This window comes from Kosakonia sp. (assembly GCF_032104925.1).
GTDB lineage: Bacteria > Pseudomonadota > Gammaproteobacteria > Enterobacterales > Enterobacteriaceae > Kosakonia.
On sequence record NZ_DAMCGF010000003.1, the window covers coordinates 401315 to 421138 of the forward strand.

The 19824-nt window shown below is 54.6% G+C and carries 19 protein-coding genes; 9 read left to right on the plus strand and 10 right to left on the minus strand.

Annotated elements, in window-relative coordinates; genetic code table 11:
• Window positions 1-15: 15 nt before the first annotated feature.
• The 5 genes from RT644_RS08115 to yieE all read right to left on the minus strand — a co-directional run bounded on the left by RT644_RS08115 (window position 16) and on the right by yieE (window position 3887).
• Window positions 16-753, minus strand: coding sequence for an amino acid ABC transporter ATP-binding protein (locus RT644_RS08115; RefSeq protein ID WP_313626340.1), 738 nt, complete (start codon window positions 751-753; stop codon window positions 16-18).
• A complete protein-coding gene (locus tag RT644_RS08120) occupies window positions 734-1390 on the minus strand; it encodes an amino acid ABC transporter permease (RefSeq protein WP_045514135.1) in 657 nt (218 codons plus the stop codon). Before RT644_RS08120 ends, RT644_RS08115 begins: the two co-directional genes overlap by 20 nt.
• Window positions 1390-2055 (minus strand): amino acid ABC transporter permease, encoded by a 666-nt coding sequence (locus RT644_RS08125; protein WP_313626341.1) that lies wholly within the window; start codon window positions 2053-2055, stop codon window positions 1390-1392. Before RT644_RS08125 ends, RT644_RS08120 begins: the two co-directional genes overlap by 1 nt.
• 3 nt (window positions 2056-2058) lie before the next feature.
• A complete protein-coding gene (locus tag RT644_RS08130; protein WP_044489688.1) occupies window positions 2059-2844 on the minus strand; it encodes a transporter substrate-binding domain-containing protein in 786 nt (261 codons plus the stop codon).
• A 176-nt stretch (window positions 2845-3020) separates the two neighbouring features.
• On the minus strand, window positions 3021-3887 hold the full coding sequence (yieE, locus tag RT644_RS08135; RefSeq protein WP_097407151.1) for a DNA-binding transcriptional regulator YeiE: 867 nt from the start codon (window positions 3885-3887) through the stop codon (window positions 3021-3023).
• Between the two features lie 101 nt (window positions 3888-3988).
• Between yieE and RT644_RS08140 the strand changes: the two genes are divergently transcribed.
• Together RT644_RS08140 and nfo are read left to right on the plus strand one after the other, a co-directional pair.
• Window positions 3989-5038 (plus strand): YeiH family putative sulfate export transporter, encoded by a 1050-nt coding sequence (locus RT644_RS08140; protein ID WP_020454396.1) that lies wholly within the window; start codon window positions 3989-3991, stop codon window positions 5036-5038.
• 71 nt (window positions 5039-5109) lie between these two features.
• A complete protein-coding gene (gene nfo, locus RT644_RS08145) occupies window positions 5110-5967 on the plus strand; it encodes a deoxyribonuclease IV (protein ID WP_160269452.1) in 858 nt (285 codons plus the stop codon).
• 50 nt (window positions 5968-6017) lie between these two features.
• Here nfo and fruA read toward each other — a convergent pair whose 3' ends face one another.
• From fruA to fruB, 3 genes are read right to left on the minus strand one after another with little or no spacing between them, the layout of a single operon-like run.
• Window positions 6018-7709 carry a PTS fructose transporter subunit IIBC gene (gene fruA, locus RT644_RS08150; protein WP_017458529.1) on the minus strand — a complete coding sequence of 564 codons (1692 nt, stop codon included), beginning with the start codon at window positions 7707-7709 and terminating at the stop codon, window positions 6018-6020.
• A gap of 16 nt (window positions 7710-7725) precedes the next feature.
• Window positions 7726-8664, minus strand: a complete 939-nt coding sequence (gene fruK, locus RT644_RS08155) for a 1-phosphofructokinase (RefSeq protein ID WP_045514123.1) — start codon at window positions 8662-8664, stop codon at window positions 7726-7728.
• Window positions 8665-9795 (minus strand): fused PTS fructose transporter subunit IIA/HPr protein, encoded by a 1131-nt coding sequence (gene fruB, locus RT644_RS08160; RefSeq protein ID WP_020454400.1) that lies wholly within the window; start codon window positions 9793-9795, stop codon window positions 8665-8667.
• 364 nt (window positions 9796-10159) lie between these two features.
• Between fruB and setB the strand changes: the two genes are divergently transcribed.
• The gene (gene setB, locus RT644_RS08165; protein ID WP_313626342.1) at window positions 10160-11341 is read left to right on the plus strand and encodes a sugar efflux transporter SetB; all 1182 of its coding nucleotides are present in this window, start codon (window positions 10160-10162) and stop codon (window positions 11339-11341) included.
• Here the strand turns inward: setB and RT644_RS08170 are convergent.
• Window positions 11338-11592, minus strand: a complete 255-nt coding sequence (locus RT644_RS08170; RefSeq protein WP_017458533.1) for a YkgJ family cysteine cluster protein — start codon at window positions 11590-11592, stop codon at window positions 11338-11340. The two genes, setB and RT644_RS08170, sit on opposite strands and share 4 nt — an antisense overlap.
• A 163-nt stretch (window positions 11593-11755) precedes the next feature.
• On the opposite strand from RT644_RS08170, the gene yeiP reads away from it, so the two are divergent.
• Entirely contained in the window at window positions 11756-12328 is a 573-nt protein-coding gene (gene yeiP / locus RT644_RS08175; RefSeq protein ID WP_017458534.1) for an elongation factor P-like protein YeiP, read from the plus strand.
• Between the two features lie 66 nt (window positions 12329-12394).
• Here yeiP and uxuA read toward each other — a convergent pair whose 3' ends face one another.
• Entirely contained in the window at window positions 12395-13585 is a 1191-nt protein-coding gene (uxuA, locus tag RT644_RS08180; RefSeq protein ID WP_020454403.1) for a mannonate dehydratase, read from the minus strand.
• Window positions 13586-13791: 206 nt separating this feature from the next.
• On the opposite strand from uxuA, the gene RT644_RS08185 reads away from it, so the two are divergent.
• The 5 genes from RT644_RS08185 to RT644_RS08205 all read left to right on the plus strand — a co-directional run bounded on the left by RT644_RS08185 (window position 13792) and on the right by RT644_RS08205 (window position 19803).
• Window positions 13792-15258, plus strand: a complete 1467-nt coding sequence (locus tag RT644_RS08185) for a fructuronate reductase (protein ID WP_313626343.1) — start codon at window positions 13792-13794, stop codon at window positions 15256-15258.
• A gap of 120 nt (window positions 15259-15378) precedes the next feature.
• Complete coding sequence (locus RT644_RS08190) at window positions 15379-16359, plus strand: CobW family GTP-binding protein (RefSeq protein ID WP_020454405.1); 981 nt, start codon at window positions 15379-15381, stop codon at window positions 16357-16359.
• A 40-nt stretch (window positions 16360-16399) separates the two neighbouring features.
• Window positions 16400-17101 carry a phosphatase PAP2 family protein gene (locus RT644_RS08195; protein WP_045514109.1) on the plus strand — a complete coding sequence of 234 codons (702 nt, stop codon included), beginning with the start codon at window positions 16400-16402 and terminating at the stop codon, window positions 17099-17101.
• 423 nt (window positions 17102-17524) lie between these two features.
• Window positions 17525-18088: a bifunctional murein DD-endopeptidase/murein LD-carboxypeptidase gene (mepS, locus tag RT644_RS08200; protein WP_017458539.1), complete on the plus strand. Its 564-nt coding sequence runs from the start codon at window positions 17525-17527 to the stop codon at window positions 18086-18088.
• Between the two features lie 158 nt (window positions 18089-18246).
• Complete coding sequence (locus RT644_RS08205; protein WP_097407143.1) at window positions 18247-19803, plus strand: cyclic di-GMP phosphodiesterase; 1557 nt, start codon at window positions 18247-18249, stop codon at window positions 19801-19803.
• The last annotated feature ends 21 nt before the right edge of the window (window positions 19804-19824 follow it).

Below are 19824 nucleotides of genomic sequence, written 5' to 3' on the forward strand. Positions count from 1 at the left end.
ACGGGAGCAGAAAGATCAATTCAGACCGCGTACCGAGGCGATAAACTGCTGCAGTTCCGGTGTTTTCGGCTGCGTGAAAAAGTCCTTGCTGTCACCCTGCTCCCAGACTTTTCCCTGATGCATAAACACGACGCGGTCACCCACTTCGCGGGCAAAGTTCATTTCATGAGTCACCAGAATCAGCGTCATCCCTTCACGAGCAAGCTGCTCCAGCACGCGCAGCACCTCACCGACCAGTTCCGGGTCCAGTGCCGAGGTGATTTCATCACACAGCAGCACTTTCGGTTTCATCGCCAGCGCACGGGCAATCGCCACGCGCTGCTGCTGACCGCCGGAAAGATTGGCCGGATAGTAGTCGATACGCTCGCCAAGCCCCACTTTCTCCAGCATCTCAATGGCAAGGCGACGGCACTCGTCAGCAGGCAATTTCAGCACCCGGCGCGGTGCCAGCATCACGTTTTCCAGCGCCGTCATATGCGGAAACAGATTAAAGCTCTGGAATACCATTCCCACTGAGCGGCTGATCTCACGCGCCTGCGATTCCCGGTCGGTTACCGTCATACCACCCAGTTTGATGCTGCCATCCTGGTAGCCTTCCAGCCCGTTCATGCAGCGCAGTAAGGTGCTTTTGCCCGACCCGCTGCGGCCAATAATCGACACCACTTCGCCCATTTCAATGTCGAGGCTTACGCCCTTCAGCACATGGTTGTCGCCATAATATTTCTGCACTTCATTAATGGTGATGAGCGGCATGGAATTTCTTCTCCAGATAGCGGCTGTAGCGCGACAGCGGATAACACAGCAGGAAATAGCCCAACGCCACCAGCCCGAACACTTTGAATGGGGCAAAGGTGACGTTGTTAAGCATGGTGCCGGCTTTGGTGAGTTCGACAAAACCGATAATCGACGCCAGCGCGGTGCCTTTAATGACCTGCACGGAAAAGCCCACCGTCGGCGCAATGGCGATTCGAATGGCTTGCGGCGCAATCACGCGAAACAGCGTTTGACCAAAACTCAGCCCCAGACAGCGGCAGGCTTCCCACTGCCCTTTTGGCAGCGCGTTGATGCTGCCGTACCAGATATCTAGCAGGAAGGCGCTGGTAAACAGCGTTAGCGCCAGCGTCGCTGCCGTCCACGCGCTGACATCAATACCAAACAGCGCAAGGCCAAAAAAAGCGAGGAACAGTTGCATCAATAGCGGTGTGCCCTGAAATAATGCGGCATAGGCGCTGATAAACCGTTTTGGTAAGCGCCAGCGGCTAATGCGCAACACCAGTAGCGGCAGCGTTACCAGCGTGCCGCAGACGAAGGCGATCAGCGACAACAGCACCGTCCAGCGCGCCGCCAGCAGCAGGTTGCGCAGAATATCCCAGTCGGTAAACGTACTCATCAGCTCTCGCTCCCCAGCCATTTGCGCCCGATTGCCAGCAGCAGCTGGCGCATCAACAGCGACAGCATCAGATACAGCAACGTGGTGACAAAATAGACTTCAAAACTTAAAAACGTGCGCGACTGAATCAGGTTGGCCATAAAGGTCAACTCTTCATAAGAGACTTGCGACACCACCGCCGAGCCCAGCATGACGATAATGCACTGACTCACCAGCGCCGGATAAATGCGTTTCAGCGCGGGAGGCAAAATCACCCGTAAAAAGGTTTGCGATTTGCTAAGCCCCAGTACGCGTGCAGCTTCCCACTGCCCTTTCGGCGCCACCTGGATCCCGGCGCGGATAATTTCCGTGCTGTAGGCACCGAGGTTAACCAGCATGGCGATCAGCGCCGCTTCACCGGCGGTGAGTTTCAGCCCGAGGCCCGGCAAACCAAACACAATAAAGAACAGCTGCACCACAAATGGCGTGTTGCGGATAAGCTCAACGTACGCGCCCCAGATGGCACTTATCACGCCGGGTTTACCGCTACGCAGCGCCGCACCGACGATGCCTATCGTCACACCACCAACCGTCGCCAGCGTGGTTAAGGTCACCGTGGTCCAGAGCCCAGCCAGCAGCTCCGGCCAGAACGGCCAGAGCGCGGCGAAATCAAGCGATGTCGTCATGCGTTACGCGCCAAAGTTGGCCGGTAACGGCGCCTGCATCCATTTCTGTGACAAGTTGTTGAGCTCGCCCTCTTTCAGCGCCTGCTCAACCAGCTTGTCGACTTCCGCTTTCAGCGCTGGTTCGTTTTTCATTAGCCCGATATAGCACGGCGAATCTTTCAGCATAAACTGGCTGACCGGCGCTTTTTGCGGGTTCTGCCGCGCAATTGCCGCCACAACAACGTTACCGGTGGCGAGATACTGCACCTGGCCGGACATATAAGCAGAAAGCGTGGTGTTGTTATCTTCGTAGCGCTTCACGTCGGCATCTTTCGGCGCGATATCGCTCAGCACCATGTCTTCCACGGCACCGCGGGTAACGCCGATAGATTTGCCGCTTAACGCTTTCGCATCGGTCACCGTGGCCTCTTTCGGGCCAAACACGCCAAGGAAGAACGGGGCATAGGCACGGCTGAAGTCGATCACTTTTTCGCGCTCCGCATTTTTGCCAAGGCTGGAAATCACCAGGTCAACTTTATGCGTTTGCAGATACGGCACGCGGTTGGCGCTGGTTACAGGCACCAGTTGCAGTTTCACCTTCATGCCTTTTGCCAGATATTCGGCCATATCAATGTCGTAACCCTGCGGTTTGAGATCGGTGCCAACAGAGCCAAACGGCGGGAAATCCTGCGGTACTGCCACACGCAATACGCCGCGCTGCTGAATATCCTGTAATTGATCCGCCATCGCCTGCGAGGCGCAAGCCATCATCACTGTCGCCATCGCTGCGGCCTTTATCCACGTTTTCATCATCAACACCTCATCGCCCATGAAACAAAAGATTCTTTGAATCACTTTCTGCAACTAATGTGCCAATACGATATATTCTGGCGGAGCGCGGCATGCGGGGAGTTCAGGGATGAATCGAAGGTTGCAGCGCTGCGTCTGCACCACCAAAACGGTGCAGACGCCTGCTGATGGTGCAATCAAATCTCGCAGTAGCGAATAAAGCGGTTTAATGCGCTGGAAAGGTGTTTCTGTCGATGGTGGATACGCCACAGCGTACGCACCAGACGGGGCAGCGGAATCGGCACTTCCACTAAGCTACCGGTTTCAAGCTGTTCAGCAATGACGCGCCGCGACAGGCAGCTAATGCCCAACCCGTGGCGCACCGCGTGCTTAATGGCTTCTGAGTTGCCAAGCTCCATGCCCAGGTGAAACTGCGGCAAATGCGAGAGGAGTAAATAGTCGACGATTTCGCGTGTGCCGGAGCCGCGCTCGCGCAGGATCCACGGCGCAGCGGCGAGTTGCTCCAGCGTTACGCGCCCTTGCAGCAGCGGGGATGACGGCGGTGCAAACACCACCAGCTCATCTTCCATCCACGGCTCGGCGATAATTTCCGCGGTGTGGCACGGGCCTTCGATTAAACCGATATCAACGCGGAAATCCGCTACCGCATTGATCACGTCCTGGCTGTTACCCACGCTCAGTTCCAGCGGCAGATCGGGGAAATCGCGGCGGTAGTGGGCGATCACCTCCGGCAGGATGTAATTACCAATCGTGCTACTGGCGAATACGCGGATGGCACCGTTATCTTCGCGAAACAGTTGCTCGATTTCCGTCGCCTGTTCGAGCGCTGCCAGCGCGCGGGGATAGAGCAAACGCCCGTGTTCATTCACCACCAGCCGTTTACCCACGCGGTCAAACAATTGCACGCCCAGCTGGCCTTCAAGATCGGTCAGTGCCGCGCTAACCGCAGATTGCGAGAGCGCTAACTGCTGCGAAGCCTGGGTGGTGGAGCCGCTTTTCAGCACTTCAGCAAAGACTTCAAGCTGACGTAACGTTATATGCATAAAGGTCACTTACCACTTATAAAGATTAATTATAAATATATAATCAATTTTACCTTTAAACCAGTTCGCCTTAACCTTTTCTCCATTGAGAGGAGAAGGTTATGACAGAAATCACGTTACAGACTCGACGCCATCCGGCATGGCATTTTGTTCCCGGCTTGTTGTTGACCGGCCTGATTACCGCCGCCGCATTATGGCTTGGCGCTATCCCGTCGGTCGCAGGCCTTGGGCTGAGCGCCTTAACACTGGCTATTCTTATCGGCATGCTGCTTGGCAACACGCTCTACCCCGCCTGGCACCATCGTTGCGACGGCGGCGTACTGTTCGCTAAACAGCACCTGTTACGACTGGGGATCATTCTTTATGGTTTTCGCCTGACATTTTCGCAAATTGCCGACGTGGGGGTCAGCGGTATCGCCATCGATGTGCTGACGCTATCGAGTACTTTTTTGCTGGCCTGTTTTCTTGGGCAAAAAGTATTCGGGCTGGATAAAAAAACCAGCTGGCTGATTGGCGCAGGCAGCAGTATCTGTGGCGCGGCAGCCGTGCTGGCAACCGAACCGGTGGTCAAAGCGGAAGCCAGTAAAGTGACGGTCGCGGTCGCCACTGTCGTGATTTTCGGCACGCTGGCAATCTTTATTTACCCGGCGCTCTACCCGCTGGTTGGTCACTGGTTTAGCCCGGAAACCTATGGCATCTGGGTAGGTTCAACGGTACATGAAGTGGCGCAAGTAGTTGCCGCCGGTCATGCCATCAGCCCGGAAACGGAAAATGCCGCCGTGATTGCCAAAATGCTGCGTGTGATGATGCTGGCACCGTTTTTACTGCTGCTGGCCGCACGCGTTAAACAGCTCAGCCCGCAGCAAGGGGCAGAAAAAAGCAAGCTGACCATTCCGTGGTTTGCGCTGGGCTTTGTGGCTGTCGCGGTGTTTAACTCGTTCCATCTGTTGCCGGCATCGATGGTGAACATGTTGAATACGCTGGATACGCTGCTGCTGGCGATGGCGATGGCGGCGCTGGGATTGACCACACACGTCAGTGCGCTGAAGAATGCCGGGGCAAAACCGCTGGTCATGGGGCTGATTCTGTTTGTCTGGCTGATTGTCGGCGGGGGCGCCATTAACCTGGCAGTTCATCACCTGATGGCATAAACCACTACATCTCCTCCCTGTTGACCCGCTATGATGAGCGTTTTCCCCTGGCGGGTTTAACAGGAGTTTTTATGAAATATATTGGTGCGCATGTGAGCGCCTCCGGCGGCGTGGCAAATGCCGCCATTCGCGCGGCTGAGATTGGCGCGACCGCCTTTGCGCTGTTTACCAAAAACCAGCGCCAGTGGCGGGCCGCGCCGCTGAGTCCGGAAACTATCGACGAATTCAAAGCCGCCTGCGAAAAATACCACTTCACACCCAATCAGATCCTGCCGCACGACAGCTACCTGATTAACCTGGGCCACCCGGTGGCCGAGGCGCTGGAAAAATCCCGCGACGCGTTTATTGATGAGCTGAGCCGTTGTCAGCAACTGGGGCTGAGCCTGCTTAACTTCCACCCCGGCAGCCATTTAATGCAGATCCCCGAGGATGAATGTCTGGCGCGTATTGCCGAGTCCATCAACATTGCGCTGGCGCAAACCGAAGGCGTCACCGCCGTGATTGAAAACACCGCCGGTCAGGGCAGCAATCTGGGGTTTAAGTTCGAGCATCTGGCGGCGATTATTGACGGTGTGGAAGACAAATCCCGCGTTGGTGTCTGCATTGATACCTGCCATGCGTTTGCCGCAGGCTATGATCTACGCACTGAACAAGCCACGGCAGACACCTTTGCGGAATTCGATCGTGTGGTTGGTTTCCAGTATCTGCGCGGTATGCATCTGAACGACGCCAAAAGTGCTTTTGGTAGCCGTGTCGACCGCCACCACAGCCTCGGCGAAGGTAATATCGGGCATGACGCGTTTCGCTGGATCATGCGCGACGCACGTTTCGATGGCATTCCTATGATTCTGGAAACCATTAATCCGGATATCTGGGCCGAAGAGATTGCCTGGCTGAAGGCGCAGCAAACCGCTGAAGCCACCGCATAAAAAAAGGGCCGCTAAGCGGCCCTTCTCATTTCCCGGATGTCGGCAATTTCTTATGCTACTTTCGCTACGGCTTCTGTTTCTGGCCGTTTCAGGAAGGCATACACCAGACCCGCCAGCAGCGTACCCGCGACGATAGAGAGCAGGTAGCCCAGTACCGGCGTGATAGCGCCTGGGATCAGCAGCACAAACAGACCACCGTGCGGTGCCATCAGTTTCGCGCCAATCGCCATGGAGATAGCACCGGTCAGCGCACCGCCGGCGATACAGCACGGCAAAACACGCATCGGGTCGCGGGCGGCGAACGGGATAGCCCCTTCGGAGATAAAGCACAGACCCAGTACCAGCGCCGCTTTACCACCTTCACGTTGACCTTTGTCGAACTTGTTGCGGGCAACAATGGTCGCCAGACCCATCGCCAGCGGCGGCACCATACCGGCAGCCATAATCGCCGCCATCGGTGCGTAAGTTTGCGTACTCAGCAGACCCACACCAAAGGCGTATGCCGCTTTGTTGACCGGGCCACCCATGTCGGTACACATCATGCCACCGAGGATTGCACCCAGCAGGACAGCGTTAGCCGTGCCCATGGTCTGCAGCCAGGAAGTCAGGCTAGCGAGGATTTTCGCCACCGGCGTACCGATCAGGTAAATCATTGCCAGGCCGACAATCAGGCTGGAAACCAGCGGAATGATCAGAATCGGTTTCAGCGCTTCCATACTCGGCGGCAGCTTCAGGCCTTTACTGATGCCTTTCGCCAGGTAGCCCGCGAGGAAACCGGCAATGATACCGCCGATAAAACCCGAACCAGTGCTTACCGCCAGCATACCGCCGATAAGACCCGGGGTCAGACCCGGACGGTCGGCGATGGAGAACGCGATAAAGCCCGCCAGCACCGGCACCATCAGAGCAAAGGCTGAACCACCACCGATTTTCATCAGTGCGGCCGCCAGTGTGCCTTCTTCTTTAAACGCGGTAATACCGAATGCGAACGAGAGCGCAATTAACAGACCACCCGCTACTACCATCGGCAGCATGTAGGAAACGCCCGTCAACAGGTGACGGTATGCGCCCGCACTCTCAGTCTTACCTTCAGCAGCATCAGCAGAGGGTTTACCCGACGGCTGATAAGGCTTCGCTTCCGCGACGGCTTTATCCAGTTCCTGTGCCGTTTTCTTCAGCGCCAGGCCTGTTGTCGTGCGGTACATCGGCTTACCGGCAAATTTCGCCAGGTCTACTTCGATGTCAGCGGCAACCACCACCAGATCCGCCTGCGCAACCTCTTCCGGAGTGATGGCATTGCCCGCACCCACGGAGCCACGGGTTTCCACTTTCACCCACCAGCCGCGTTTTTTCGCTTCGGTTTCGATAGCTTCCGCCGCCATAAAGGTGTGTGCCACACCTGTCGGGCAGGCAGTGACCGCAACAATGCGTTTCGGGCCACTGCTGGTCACGGCTGTCGCCGCTGCAGCAGGCGCGACATACACCGACGCGTGGTTTTTCGCTTCGCTCAGGAACAGTTCCGGGTGGGCGACTGCGCGATTGATATCGCCCAGCCAGACCTTTTTCCCGTCCAGCGCACTGTCGCCTGGCAGCTTGCTACCCAGCACGATAGCCAGTTCCGCTTCGCCTGGGTTATCAATAAATTGCAGATTTGCTTTCTGCGCCGCCGCGCCCAGCAAGGTCTTCGCCATATAGGCGCGGGCCTGCCCGAGTTCGGAGTCGATTATCAGCAGCGTTTTCATTATGCCTCTCCTGCTGTTAGTTGAAGGGTTTTAAGTCAACTCGCGCCATCATCGCGGCTAACTGGGTACGATCGGTAATACCTACGTTACTCTGACTTACCGCCAGTGCAGCAACAGCGGTGGCCAGGCGTAATGTATGTTCACTGGATTCACGCATCAGCAGACCATAAATCAGCCCACCGACCATTGAATCCCCTGCGCCAACGGTGCTTACCACTTCCATTGACGGCGGTTTGGCGATCCATTCGCCCGAAGCGTTAACCCACAGCGCGCCTTCTGCGCCCAGTGAAATCACCACATGGGCGATCCCCTGTTCGCGAAGCGCATGAGCAGCTTCAATAACGTCCTTCAATTCTGGTAATTTACGGCCCGCCCAGATTTCCAGCTCACGGCGGTTCGGTTTCACCAGCCACGGCGCGGCTTTCAGACCGGCTACCAGCGCGTCGCGGCTGCTGTCGAAGATAATGCACGGGCACTGGCTACGCAGGCGCGTCATCCAGTCCGTAAAGGCTTCCGGGCTGACGCCCGACGGCAGGCTGCCGCTCACGCAAACCATGTCGAACTGACCAAGCCAGGTCAGCGAATCGTTAACAAAGCGTTCCCAGTCAGCCGGGGTGACTTCAAAACCGGAGAAGTTAAAGTCGGTCACTTCGCCATCTTTTTCCGTCAGCTTCACATTGATGCGGGTACGCCCCTGCACCACCTGGAAACGGTTAGCAATGCCCAGCTCGCTGAACAGTTGCTGAAAACCGTCCTGGTTATCTTTACCGAGGAAGCCACCCACGGTGACATCAATGCCAAGGTCTTTCAGCACTTTTGCGACGTTGATCCCTTTACCTGCGGCATGCAGGCCAGTGGTGCGCACAAGGTTGACTTCACCGCGTTCAATTTCCGGGGTGAAACCCACCAGATCATAGGCCGGATTCAGGGTGATCGTAGCGACACGTCTGCTCATTTATGCGCCCTCTCCCAGACCAGCAGCAATGGCTTCGCCAATCGCTTTCAGCGCCTGTTCAGCATCATCACCCTGCGCGGTGAAACGCAGGCGGTGTCCTTTTTTCACGCCAAGTGCAACAACTTTCATCAGACTACGTCCATTTGCGGGTTTGCCAGTACCGTCAAGGTTGGCGACGGTAATTTCACTGTTAAATTGCTTGATAGTGTTGACTAGCATGGTGCCCGGACGTGCGTGCAAACCGTGTTCGTTACGCACGACAAACTCCTCGCTCAGCAGATCTTCAGCCACCGCATCGTCACTGCTCAGCAACGCCAGCAGCGTGGCGGCGTCGGCATTCAGCAACAGGTTGGCTTTATTGTTAAGCAGCAGATCGCTAAGACGCTTGAGCACCGCAACAGGCTGTTCGTCGGCCATCGCAACACTAACCAGCAGCGCCGCACGCTCACCTTCCACCTCAAACGGGGTGGCTGCACGGCTCACCGCAACCGCACTCAGCACGTTGCCTTCAGCACTGTCGTTCAGCCAGATGCCCTGACCCAGGTTCAGCGGTTTCTCGTTAATGGCGCGGGTAACATACGCGGCGTCAACCGCACCGGCCTCTTTCAGGCGCGCGGCGTTCAGCGCTTGCAGCGTCGTCAGATCGCTGGCGGCAACATCGAGCGTTAAGGTTTCATTATCCAGCTTGAGTGATGCGCTCAGTTTTTCGCCCATCAGCAGTGCGCGCAGCTCTTCAGCAGAGGTGGCGGACTGCAACTGTGCGGCGACAGAATCATCGCTCAGCACATGTGTCAGCTGACGCAGCAGGCCAAGATGTTCATCGGAGCTGGCGGCAATACCGATGGCGACATACGCCACCTGCCCTTCGCTCCAGAGGATGCCCTGCGGGAACTGGAAGACTTTCACACCGGTTTTCAGCACCTGATCGCGCGTGTCGGTGGTGCCGTGTGGAATAGCAATACCATTGCCAAGGTAGGTGGACGTTTGCCCTTCGCGCGCCAGCATGCCATCGACATAACCGTCGGCGACGTTGCCTGCTGCTGCCAGTGCCGCCGCAATCTGGCGGATAGCGTCTTCTTTATTGCTAGCCTGCTGGCCTGGATGGATGTCCTGAACGGATAACTGGAACATGTGACCCTCTCTCGCTGACTTGAATCGTTTCAGCTAGGTTGAGAAATAGTGCGTCACCGCCGTTGTTCAGTCATAACGCGATGACGCTGAAACGTTTCAAGGAGCATTCACTTTTTTTGTTCCGTAAGCAAGAATTCTCTTATTTGGCGTTGCAGAATTTTGAGGTTCAGCACATTTCGGCCACGCGTAAGGCAAATTTGCTGAAGCAGACTTTCTGTTCAGCAATCCACTTTCAGCTTTCGTCAGCCTTAATTAAAACCCAGGGAAAAGGTTTGGATTTTTTGTCGCAAATTTTGCTTAGCAGGCTGTGTTTTTTTCATGCAGCGGCGTACACTCCGCGTCTCGCTATTGGATCTCATTTAACATGCAAAATTCTCCCGCCGCTGCCCGTCCCGGCGCATTTGATTTCACCTCAACGGCATTCCTGATCGTCGCCTTTTTAACGGGGATTGCCGGTGCGTTACAAACACCGACGCTGAGCCTGTTTTTAACCAATGAAGTGCACGTTCGCCCGGCGATGGTGGGCTTCTTTTTCACCGGCAGCGCGGTGATTGGCATTCTGGTGAGCCAGTTTCTTGCCGGACGCTCTGACCGCAAAGGCGATCGCAAGACGCTGATTGTCTTTTGTTGCCTGCTCGGCGTGCTGGCCTGTGTGCTGTTCGCCTGGAACCGTAACTACTTTATTTTGCTGTTTGTCGGCGTGTTCCTCAGCAGTTTCGGTTCAACAGCGAACCCGCAAATGTTTGCCCTTGCGCGTGAACATGCGGATCGCACCGGGCGTGAAGCCGTGATGTTCAGCTCGATACTCCGTGCGCAAGTATCCCTGGCGTGGGTGATTGGCCCACCGCTGGCCTACGCGCTGGCGATGGGCTTTGGTTTTTCCACCATGTATTTGTGCGCGGCGGCAGCCTTTATCGTCTGCGGCGCAATGGTGTGGCTGTTCCTGCCAACCATGCGTAAAGAGCCAAAGCTGAAATCAGCGGTGATGGAAGCACCACGCACGCACCGCCGCGATGCGCTGCTGTTGTTCGTGATTTGTACGCTGATGTGGGGCACCAACAGCCTTTATATTATTAATATGCCGCTGTTTATTATTGATGAGCTGCATCTGCCGGAAAAACTGGCGGGCGTGATGATGGGCACTGCGGCCGGGCTGGAAATCCCCACCATGCTGATTGCCGGGTATTACGCAAAGCGCTTCGGCAAACGCTTCCTGATGCGCGTCAGCGCCGTGGCGGGCATCTTCTTTTATGCCGGAATGCTGACGGTGCATACGCCCGTGGTACTGCTTGCTTTGCAACTGCTGAACGCGATTTATATCGGCATTCTCGCCGGGATTGGCATGCTCTATTTTCAGGATTTGATGCCTGGCCAGGCGGGTTCAGCCACCACCCTTTATACTAATACCACGCGTGTCGGCTGGATTATCGCCGGTTCGCTGGCTGGCGTGGTGGCAGAGATCTGGAGTTATCACGCGGTGTTCTGGATTGCGCTGGTGATGACGCTGGTTACGCAGGTGTGCCTGAGCCGGATAAAAGATATTTAAGGCGCGGTTTGTTGCTCAAGATCGAGCAGATAAACCATCGCCTGTTCGCGGTTTGCGCCGCACATGTCGCGGCTCGGTTGCAGACCGGCGCACACCTTTGGGCGCAGCGGCGAGCCGAAGATTTTGCAGCGCTTTTGCGCGTCGAGCTGAACGCAGGGCGTATTAGCGGGCTTCCCGTCAGGCATGCCGGGTATCGGGCTACTGATGGACGGGGCGGTACAGCAGGCTCCACAGTCCGGGCGGCATTCCATAAACGTTCTCTATTATCAGGCGCGCGGGGCTGCGCGTGCAGGGCGCAAGCTACCATCTTTTGCCCTCTGAACGCAAAACTCTCCGATTCCACTTGCCTGAAAAGTCCCTCGCGAGTAGTTTGTCGCGATATTTTCGTTATTTTCAATTTACAGGACCCTTGCAATGCCAAGAGCGAACGAAATTAAAAAAGGTATGGTGCTGAATTACAACGGCAAGCTGCTGATTGTGAAAGATATTGACATTCAGTCACCGAGCGCCCGTGGCGCAGCAACGCTCTACAAAATGCGTTTTTCCGATGTCCGTACCGGGCTGAAAGTGGAAGAGCGTTTTAAAGGCGATGATATTCTTGATACCGTGACCCTGAACCGTCGTTTTGTCGACTTCTCTTATGTTGACGGCAATGAATACGTGTTTATGGATAAAGAAGATTACACGCCGTACACCTTCAATAAAGAGCAGATTGAAGAAGAGCTGCTGTTTATTCCGGAAGGCGGTATGCCGGATATGCAGGTTCTGCTGTGGGATGGCCAGTTGCTGGCGCTCGAACTGCCGCAGACGGTGGATCTGGAAATTGTGGAAACCGCACCAGGTATCAAAGGTGCTTCCGCCAGCTCACGCACTAAACCGGCCACCCTGACCACCGGTCTGGTTGTCCAGGTACCGGAATACCTGACCACCGGCGAGAAAATCCGTATTCATATCGAAGAGCGCCGCTATATGGGCCGCGCCGACTGATAAGCGTGATGCATGAAAAAAGCCACTTCATTGAAGTGGCTTTTTATTTTCCGACGGTAAACCGGCTTACAGCAGATCGCGGAACAACGTTTTCTTCAGCGCCAGCTCAACGCCGCGCACTTCCGCCATCCCTTTCAGTCGACCAATCGCCGAATAACCTGGGTTGGTTTTCTTACGCAGATCGTCAAGCATCTGATGGCCATGATCCGGGCGGAACGGGATCGGGCGCAAATCACCGGCTTTCTTGCGGCGCTGCTCTTCGGTAAGAATGGCGGCAACCACCGACACCATATCCACATCACCCTGCAAATGCGCGGCTTCATGGAACGTTTTCGGGTTATCTTCACGGCAGGTTGAACGCAGGTGCGTAAAGTGAATGCGATCGCCAAACGTCTCGATCATCCGCACTAAGTCGTTATCCGCACGCACGCCGTATGAACCTGTGCACATCGTGAAACCGTTATTGATGCTGTCTACCGCTTCTTTCAGCCACTGCATATCTTCAATAGTAGAAACGATACGCGGCAGGCCGAGGATCGGGCGCGGCGGATCGTCCGGGTGAACCGCCATACGTACGCCCACTTCCTGCGCAACCGGCACGATAGCGCGCAGGAAATAGGCCATATTTTCACGCAACTGTGCTTTGTCGATGCCGTCATATTCGGCAAGGCGTGCATGGAACTGTTCCAGGGTATACCCCTCTTCAGCGCCCGGCAGACCAGCAATGATATTGCGCGTCAGCTTTTCCACTTCCGCTTCAGTCATGGCGTTAAAGTAAGCCTGCGCCTGACGCTGCTCTTCTTCGCTGTAATCAGCTTCGGCGCCTTTGCGCTTCAGGATATGCAGCTCGAACGCGGCAAAAGCAATCTGGTCAAAACGCAGCGCTTTGGAGCCATCCGGCAGTTCATATTCCAGATCGGTACGCGTCCAGTCGAGGATTGGCATAAAGTTGTAGCACACGGTATCAATACCGCAGGCTGCCAGGTTGCGGATACTCTGCTGATAGTTGGCAATCCAGGTATCGTACTGCCCGGTATGAGTTTTAATATCTTCATGCACCGGAATACTTTCGACCACCGACCAGACCAGTCCTTTTTCCGCCAGCAGCGCCTGACGCGCTTTGATCTCGTCTACCGGCCAGACCTGGCCGTTCGGGATATGGTGCAGTGCGGTCACGACGCCCGTCGCGCCTGCCTGACGCACATCATCAAGCGACACCGGATCGTTCGGTCCATACCAACGCCAGGTTTGTTCCATTGCCTTACCCTCTACAAAGTTGTTATACCAATACACACAAACATATGACGACTACCATACATGCTTAATTGCAGCGGTCAAATCTTCCCACAGCAATGATTGATCCAGCTCACATTCCCCGGATAATTACGGCATACCAATTCTTTTTGCTGTCATATAACTTTACACTGCACATTGTTAATTATTGGTTAATCAGGTGTATATAGATGAAGACAATCGCCTCCGTAACGCTGCCCGCCAGCGTGCAGCAACCCCAGTATGACCGCACACAACTGCGCTCGCGAATTGTGCACTTTGGTTTTGGCGCATTTCATCGCGCGCATCAGGCGCTGCTGACCAACCGGGTGCTGAACGCGCAAGGTGGCGATTGGGGGATCTGTGAAATCAGCCTGTTCAGCGGCGATGTGCTCATGTCCCAGTTACGCGAGCAGGATCATTTATACACCGTGCTGGAAAAAGGGGCGGAGGGGAACCAGCCGATAATCATTGGTGCGGTGAACGAATGTCTGAACGCGAAACTTGATTCTCTGCCCGCCATTATTGAAAAATTTTGCGAACCGCAAGTGGCGATTGTTTCCCTGACGATTACCGAAAAAGGCTATTGCATCGATCCTGCCAGCGGCAAACTGGATCTGCAGCAGCCGCGCATCGCACACGATCTCCAGCATCCGGGCGAACCGCATTCAGCGCCAGGGATTCTGGTTGAAGCACTCTCCCGTCGCCGTGAACGCGGGCTGCCGCCCTTTACCGTGCTCTCCTGCGATAATATTCCCGATAATGGTCATATTGTTAAAAATGCCGTACTCGGAATGGCGCAAACCCGCTCACCGGAACTGGCGCAGTGGATAGAGGAGAATGTGAGCTTTCCGGCCACCATGGTGGATCGCATTGTTCCGGCGGCAACAGATGAATCACTGGCGGAAATTGGCGAAGCGCTGGGCGTATTTGATCCGTGCGCCATCAGTTGTGAGCCGTTCATTCAGTGGGTAATTGAGGATAATTTCGTCGCCGGACGTCCCGAATGGGAAGTGGCTGGCGTACAACTGGTTCAGGATGTACAGCCGTGGGAGCAGATGAAGTTACGCATGCTTAATGGCAGCCACTCTTTTCTGGCGTATCTCGGCTACCTGGCAGGCTTCGCGCATATTAATGATTGCATGCAGGATGAGGTCTTCCGCACGGCGGTGCGCCGCCTGATGCTCCAGGAACAAGCCCCGACGCTGCGCATTACCGGCGTTGATCTCACCGCTTATGCCGATAGCCTGATCGACCGTTTTTCTAACCCGGCACTAAAGCACCGTACCTGGCAAATCGCCATGGATGGCAGCCAGAAGCTGCCGCAGCGTATGCTGGATGGTATTCGGGTGCATTTGCAACGCGAAACGCCGTGGCCGCTGTTAGCGCTGGGCATTGCGGGCTGGATGCGCTATGTCAGCGGCGTGGATGACCTCGGTAACTGCATTGATATTCGCGATCCGCTGGCGGATAAAATTCACGCGATTGTTGAAACCAGCAGCGTCGATGAACGCGTAACGGCCCTGCTGACACTGAAAGAGATTTTCGGTAGCGACCTGCCGCACAACCCGACGTTTGTTAATGCCATTAATCGCGCATGGCAGACGCTCAGCACCGAAGGTGCGCATGCAGCGGTGAAGCGCGCACTCGATAATTAACAATTTCTGCTACTTAAGCGGACGGTTAGTGCTTTTACGCCGTCCGCGCCCTTCTCTTTTCGCACTTTTTTCGCCAGGATCGTCAGTCACCCTTACATTTCGTTGACGCCTGGAGCACTTGTGACCAAAACCAACCTCATCACCGGCTTTCTCGGAAGCGGCAAAACCACGTCGATTTTGCATTTGCTGGCCAATAAAGACCCGCAGGAAAAATGGGCCGTGCTGGTGAATGAATTTGGTGAAGTCGGCATTGATGGCGCGCTGCTGGCTGACAGCGGTGCGCTGCTTAAAGAGATCCCGGGCGGCTGTATGTGCTGCGTGAATGGCCTGCCGATGCAGGTGGGTCTCAATACATTGCTGCGCCAGGGGAAACCTGACCGCTTGTTGATTGAACCGACAGGCCTGGGCCACCCAAAACAGATCCTCGATATGCTCACCGCGCCGGTGTATGAGCCGTGGATAGACCTGCGCGCAACGCTCTGCTTGCTCGATCCCCGCCAGTTACTGGATGAAAAAGCACTCACCAACGAAAACTTTCGCGACCAGTTAGCGGCGGCGGATGTCGTTGTCGCCAATAAACAGGATCGCGCCACACCACAGAGCCAGCAGGCGCTGGAGACATGGTGGGCTGAGTTTGGTGGCGATCGTTTACAGGTTAGCGCGACCCGGGGCGCTATTGACGGCGCACTGCTTGATCTTCCTCGCCGTAACCTGCGTGAGCTGCCTTCAAGTGCCGCGCATAACCATGCTCACGACGAGAAGAAAGGTCTCGCGGCATTAAGTTTGCCGGCACACCAGCGCTGGCGTCGCAGCCTTAACAGCGGCCAGGGCCATCACGCCTGCGGCTGGATTTTTGATGAAGAGACGGTATTTGACACTATCGGTTTGCTGGAGTGGGCGCGGCTTGCGCCGGTCGAGCGGGTGAAAGGGGTGATGCGCATTCCGGAAGGATTGCTGCGCGTTAACCGCCAGGGGCAGGATCTGCATATCGAAACGCAAAACGTCGCGCCGCCGGACAGCCGTATCGAGCTGATTACCGCCTCGGAGGCAGACTGGAACACCCTGCAGTCCGCCTTGTTGAAGCTTCGTTTAAGTGAGTAACACTAACGTTGCCGCCGTGTTAATTGAAGACAGACTCGTTATGAAAACTCGTTTACCGTTAATTTTACTGTTGAACGCCGCAGGACTGGCGCTATTTATTTCCTGGTACTTACCCGCTAACCACGGTTTTTGGTTTCCGCTGGACGCCGCGATGTTCCATTTTTTCAACCAGGGTCTGGTGGAAAACCGCGCTTATTTGTGGCTGGTGGCGCTAACCAATAACCGCGCTTTTGACGCCTGCTCGCTGGTGGCGATGGGCTGTTTAATGCTCTCGTTCTGGGTAAAAGAGGATGCAAGTGGACGACGCCGTATCCTGATGATTGGCCTGACGATGCTGCTGATAGCCGTGGTAATCAATCAACTGGCGCAACATCTGATGCCCGTCAAACGCGCCAGCCCGTCGCTGTTCTTTACCGATATTCACCGGGTTAGCGATTTGCTCGACTTCCCCACCAAAGATGCCTCGAAAGACAGTTTCCCTGGCGATCACGGCATGATGCTACTTATTTTCGCTGGCGTAATGTGGCGATATTTTGGCCGAAAAGCGTTTGGTGTTGCCCTTATTATTTTTGTGGTTTTCGCCTTCCCGCGCGTGATGATTGGCGCACACTGGTTTACTGATATTGCAGTCGGTTCTCTCTCGGCTGTTTTTATCGGTCTGCCGTGGTGTTTGCTAACACCACTTAGCGACAAAATTATTTCTGCCTTTGATCATTTCCTGCCCGGAAATAACAAAATTTAAACAACTTCCGATTATCAATAACGCGCATTCATCAGGGATCGTTTTCGATCCCTGATGCGTAATCCCGGCTTTTTCCTAATTTTGTCATTTTTTCGTCACGGCAATCTGCCTATAAAAGAGCAATTTGCACGTTATTTAAGCTAAATTGGTTGTTTTTTATTCAATCCTGAGAATTCACTTTCTGTATCATAATTTCTTATAAAAAATTAAAGAAAACCGCTCGCCATGCCGAAGATGTTCAGGTAACCTCGGTTCGTCTTGTCGCAAAGAGTGCTCTTATTCTCATTGCGCGTAAATTTGTGCGTTCTTCCACAAAATTACGTCAGAGCATTTGTCTCGATGCATTCAGATAATTAATCTCGCTGCGTTGGCATTTTTTATAACGATATTTATCGTTAAGGACTTCAAGGGAAAATAAGCAACATGGTCAAATCTCAGCCGATTTTGAGATATATCGTGCGGGCGATACCCGCGATTGCAGTAGCGGTTCTGCTTTCAGCTTGTTCTACAAATACCGCAAAGAACGTGCATTCTGAGACGCTTGCTGTGGGCGAAGACAACTCTTCACTGCAAGCCTCTCAGGATGAATTTGAAAATATGGTTCGTAATCTGGACGTAAAAGGCCGCATTATGGATCAGTATGCTGACTGGAAAGGCGTTCGCTACCGTTTGGGCGGCGACACCAAAAAAGGCATCGATTGTTCCGGCTTTGTGCAGCGCACTTTCCGTGAACAGTTTGGTTTAGAACTGCCGCGTTCCACCTGGGAACAGCAGGAAACAGGCAAGTCCATCTCGCGTACCAGTTTGCGCACAGGCGACTTAGTTCTGTTCCGCGCGGGCTCTACCGGCCGACACGTTGGCATTTATATTGGTAATAACCAGTTTGTTCATGCCTCCACCAGCAACGGCGTCATGATTTCAAGCATGGATGAGCCGTACTGGAAGAAGCGCTATAACGAAGCGCGACGCATCCTGACACGCAGCTAATCGCTTAATGCCGGTTTTCCCTTGGCTGGCGTTAAGTATAAAAAAACACTGCTCCGGCAGTGTTTTTTTATGTCTGCATTATGCTATAAAAATCTTTTCAGGTTATAGTCCGACTCTAACACCACGCCGCCCCGAGCACCTACAATGGGCCCAACGCCATGTTCACCCGCCATTTTTCAGTTAATCGAAAAATTTTGCTGACCAGCCTGCTTATCGGTCTGTTCTCAGCATTAATCGCGAGTGGCTGTCAGTTTTGGTTCGAACAACAACGGCGGGAAGCCAGATACGATATGCTGCTTACGAATATGCAGTCCTGGCTTTCGGACTATCTCAACGATATCCGCGCCACGGCCGAATCGCTCCAGCCGCTCACACTGAATGATTGCCACGCCGTCGCTGGCGAACTCACTTCCCGCGCCGCATTCAGCATGAACGTGCGTGCTTTTTTACTGGTAAAAGATCGCTACGCCTTTTGCTCCTCGGCCACCGGCGAGATGAGTCTTGCGATGAAAGATCTGGTTCCGGAAATCGATCTCGATAAAACCAGCGATATGGTGTTTTTACCCGGAACACCGATGATGCCGGATAAACCCGCCATTGCGCTCTGGTTTCGCAGCCCATTACTGGATCATCGGGGCATATTCGCTACACTGAACATCAATCTGACTCCCTACCGGCTTTACACCTCGCAGCAACCGGATTTAACCGGCATCGCCCTTGGTATTGGCGATCGGGCTGTCTCCACGTTTTCCAGCGGGCTTATTAACCTGAGCAATATGCCAGAGTCCCCTTTTCTGACTACCCAAATTGAAGATTCGCCAGTCACGCTTTATCTCTACGCAGAAAAGTGGCGTCCGGAAGATATACAATTCGCCGCACTGCTGGGAGCAACCTTCGGCATGCTGGCAGCATTGCTGAGCGCTTTCATCCTTAATACGCAATTGCGCCCCGGCAGAGAAATCCTCACGGCCATTAAGCGCGACCAGTTTTATGTCGTTTATCAGCCCGTTATCGGCGCGAAAGATCTGAAAGTGACGGGTATCGAAGTGCTGATGCGCTGGCGGCATCCCACCGCAGGAGAAATATCGCCTGACGCTTTTATTCACTTTGCCGAAGCGCAGCAGCTTATTGTGCCGCTGACATTGCATCTGTTTGACCTGATAGCTCGTGATGCGCCAGTGTTACAAACGCTGCTTCCGCCGGGCGCAAAAATGGGCGTTAATATCGCGCCAGGCCATTTGCACGCTGCCAATTTCCTTGACGATATCCGCAACTTCGCCCACTCCCTGCCCCCGCACCATTTCAGTATCGTGCTGGAAATTACCGAGCGGGATATGCTGCGCTATACGGAAGTGACCAAACTGTTTGATTCGCTGCGCGACGAAGGTTATGAAATCGCTATTGACGATTTCGGTACCGGGCACAGCGCACTGATTTATCTGGAACGCTTTACGCTTGATTATCTGAAAATCGACCGTGGTTTCGTTAACGCCATCGGCACAGAAACCGTGACATCGCCGGTGCTCGACGCCGTCCTTACGCTGGCGAAGCGGTTAAATATGCTTACGGTTGCCGAAGGTGTCGAAACGCCAGAACAAGCCAGGTGGCTACGCGAACATGGCATTCATTACATGCAGGGCTATTTCTTCAGCCGCCCACTGACGCTGGAGCAATTTGTCGCGTGGCATCCGCCAGAGTTCACCACCATGCTTTAGCGTGAATAATTTCACATCAGA

What these genes read in the sequence shown, in the direction of transcription:
- RT644_RS08170 (WP_017458533.1), bottom strand. Translation starts at nt 11,592, where the DNA reads ATGGAATGCCGCCCGGACTGTGGAGCCTGCTGTACCGCCCCGTCCATC.
- RT644_RS08120 (WP_045514135.1), bottom strand. Translation starts at nt 1,390, where the DNA reads ATGAGTACGTTTACCGACTGGGATATTCTGCGCAACCTGCTGCTGGCG.
- yieE (WP_097407151.1), bottom strand. Translation starts at nt 3,887, where the DNA reads ATGCATATAACGTTACGTCAGCTTGAAGTCTTTGCTGAAGTGCTGAAA.
- RT644_RS08205 (WP_097407143.1), top strand. Translation starts at nt 18,247, where the DNA reads ATGTTCACCCGCCATTTTTCAGTTAATCGAAAAATTTTGCTGACCAGC.
- fruA (WP_017458529.1), bottom strand. Translation starts at nt 7,709, where the DNA reads ATGAAAACGCTGCTGATAATCGACTCCGAACTCGGGCAGGCCCGCGCC.
- yeiP (WP_017458534.1), top strand. Translation starts at nt 11,756, where the DNA reads ATGCCAAGAGCGAACGAAATTAAAAAAGGTATGGTGCTGAATTACAAC.
- RT644_RS08125 (WP_313626341.1), bottom strand. Translation starts at nt 2,055, where the DNA reads ATGACGACATCGCTTGATTTCGCCGCGCTCTGGCCGTTCTGGCCGGAG.
- mepS (WP_017458539.1), top strand. Translation starts at nt 17,525, where the DNA reads ATGGTCAAATCTCAGCCGATTTTGAGATATATCGTGCGGGCGATACCC.
- RT644_RS08195 (WP_045514109.1), top strand. Translation starts at nt 16,400, where the DNA reads ATGAAAACTCGTTTACCGTTAATTTTACTGTTGAACGCCGCAGGACTG.
- RT644_RS08185 (WP_313626343.1), top strand. Translation starts at nt 13,792, where the DNA reads ATGAAGACAATCGCCTCCGTAACGCTGCCCGCCAGCGTGCAGCAACCC.
- uxuA (WP_020454403.1), bottom strand. Translation starts at nt 13,585, where the DNA reads ATGGAACAAACCTGGCGTTGGTATGGACCGAACGATCCGGTGTCGCTT.
- RT644_RS08115 (WP_313626340.1), bottom strand. Translation starts at nt 753, where the DNA reads ATGCCGCTCATCACCATTAATGAAGTGCAGAAATATTATGGCGACAAC.
- RT644_RS08130 (WP_044489688.1), bottom strand. Translation starts at nt 2,844, where the DNA reads ATGAAAACGTGGATAAAGGCCGCAGCGATGGCGACAGTGATGATGGCT.
- nfo (WP_160269452.1), top strand. Translation starts at nt 5,110, where the DNA reads ATGAAATATATTGGTGCGCATGTGAGCGCCTCCGGCGGCGTGGCAAAT.
- fruB (WP_020454400.1), bottom strand. Translation starts at nt 9,795, where the DNA reads ATGTTCCAGTTATCCGTTCAGGACATCCATCCAGGCCAGCAGGCTAGC.
- RT644_RS08140 (WP_020454396.1), top strand. Translation starts at nt 3,989, where the DNA reads ATGACAGAAATCACGTTACAGACTCGACGCCATCCGGCATGGCATTTT.
- setB (WP_313626342.1), top strand. Translation starts at nt 10,160, where the DNA reads ATGCAAAATTCTCCCGCCGCTGCCCGTCCCGGCGCATTTGATTTCACC.
- fruK (WP_045514123.1), bottom strand. Translation starts at nt 8,664, where the DNA reads ATGAGCAGACGTGTCGCTACGATCACCCTGAATCCGGCCTATGATCTG.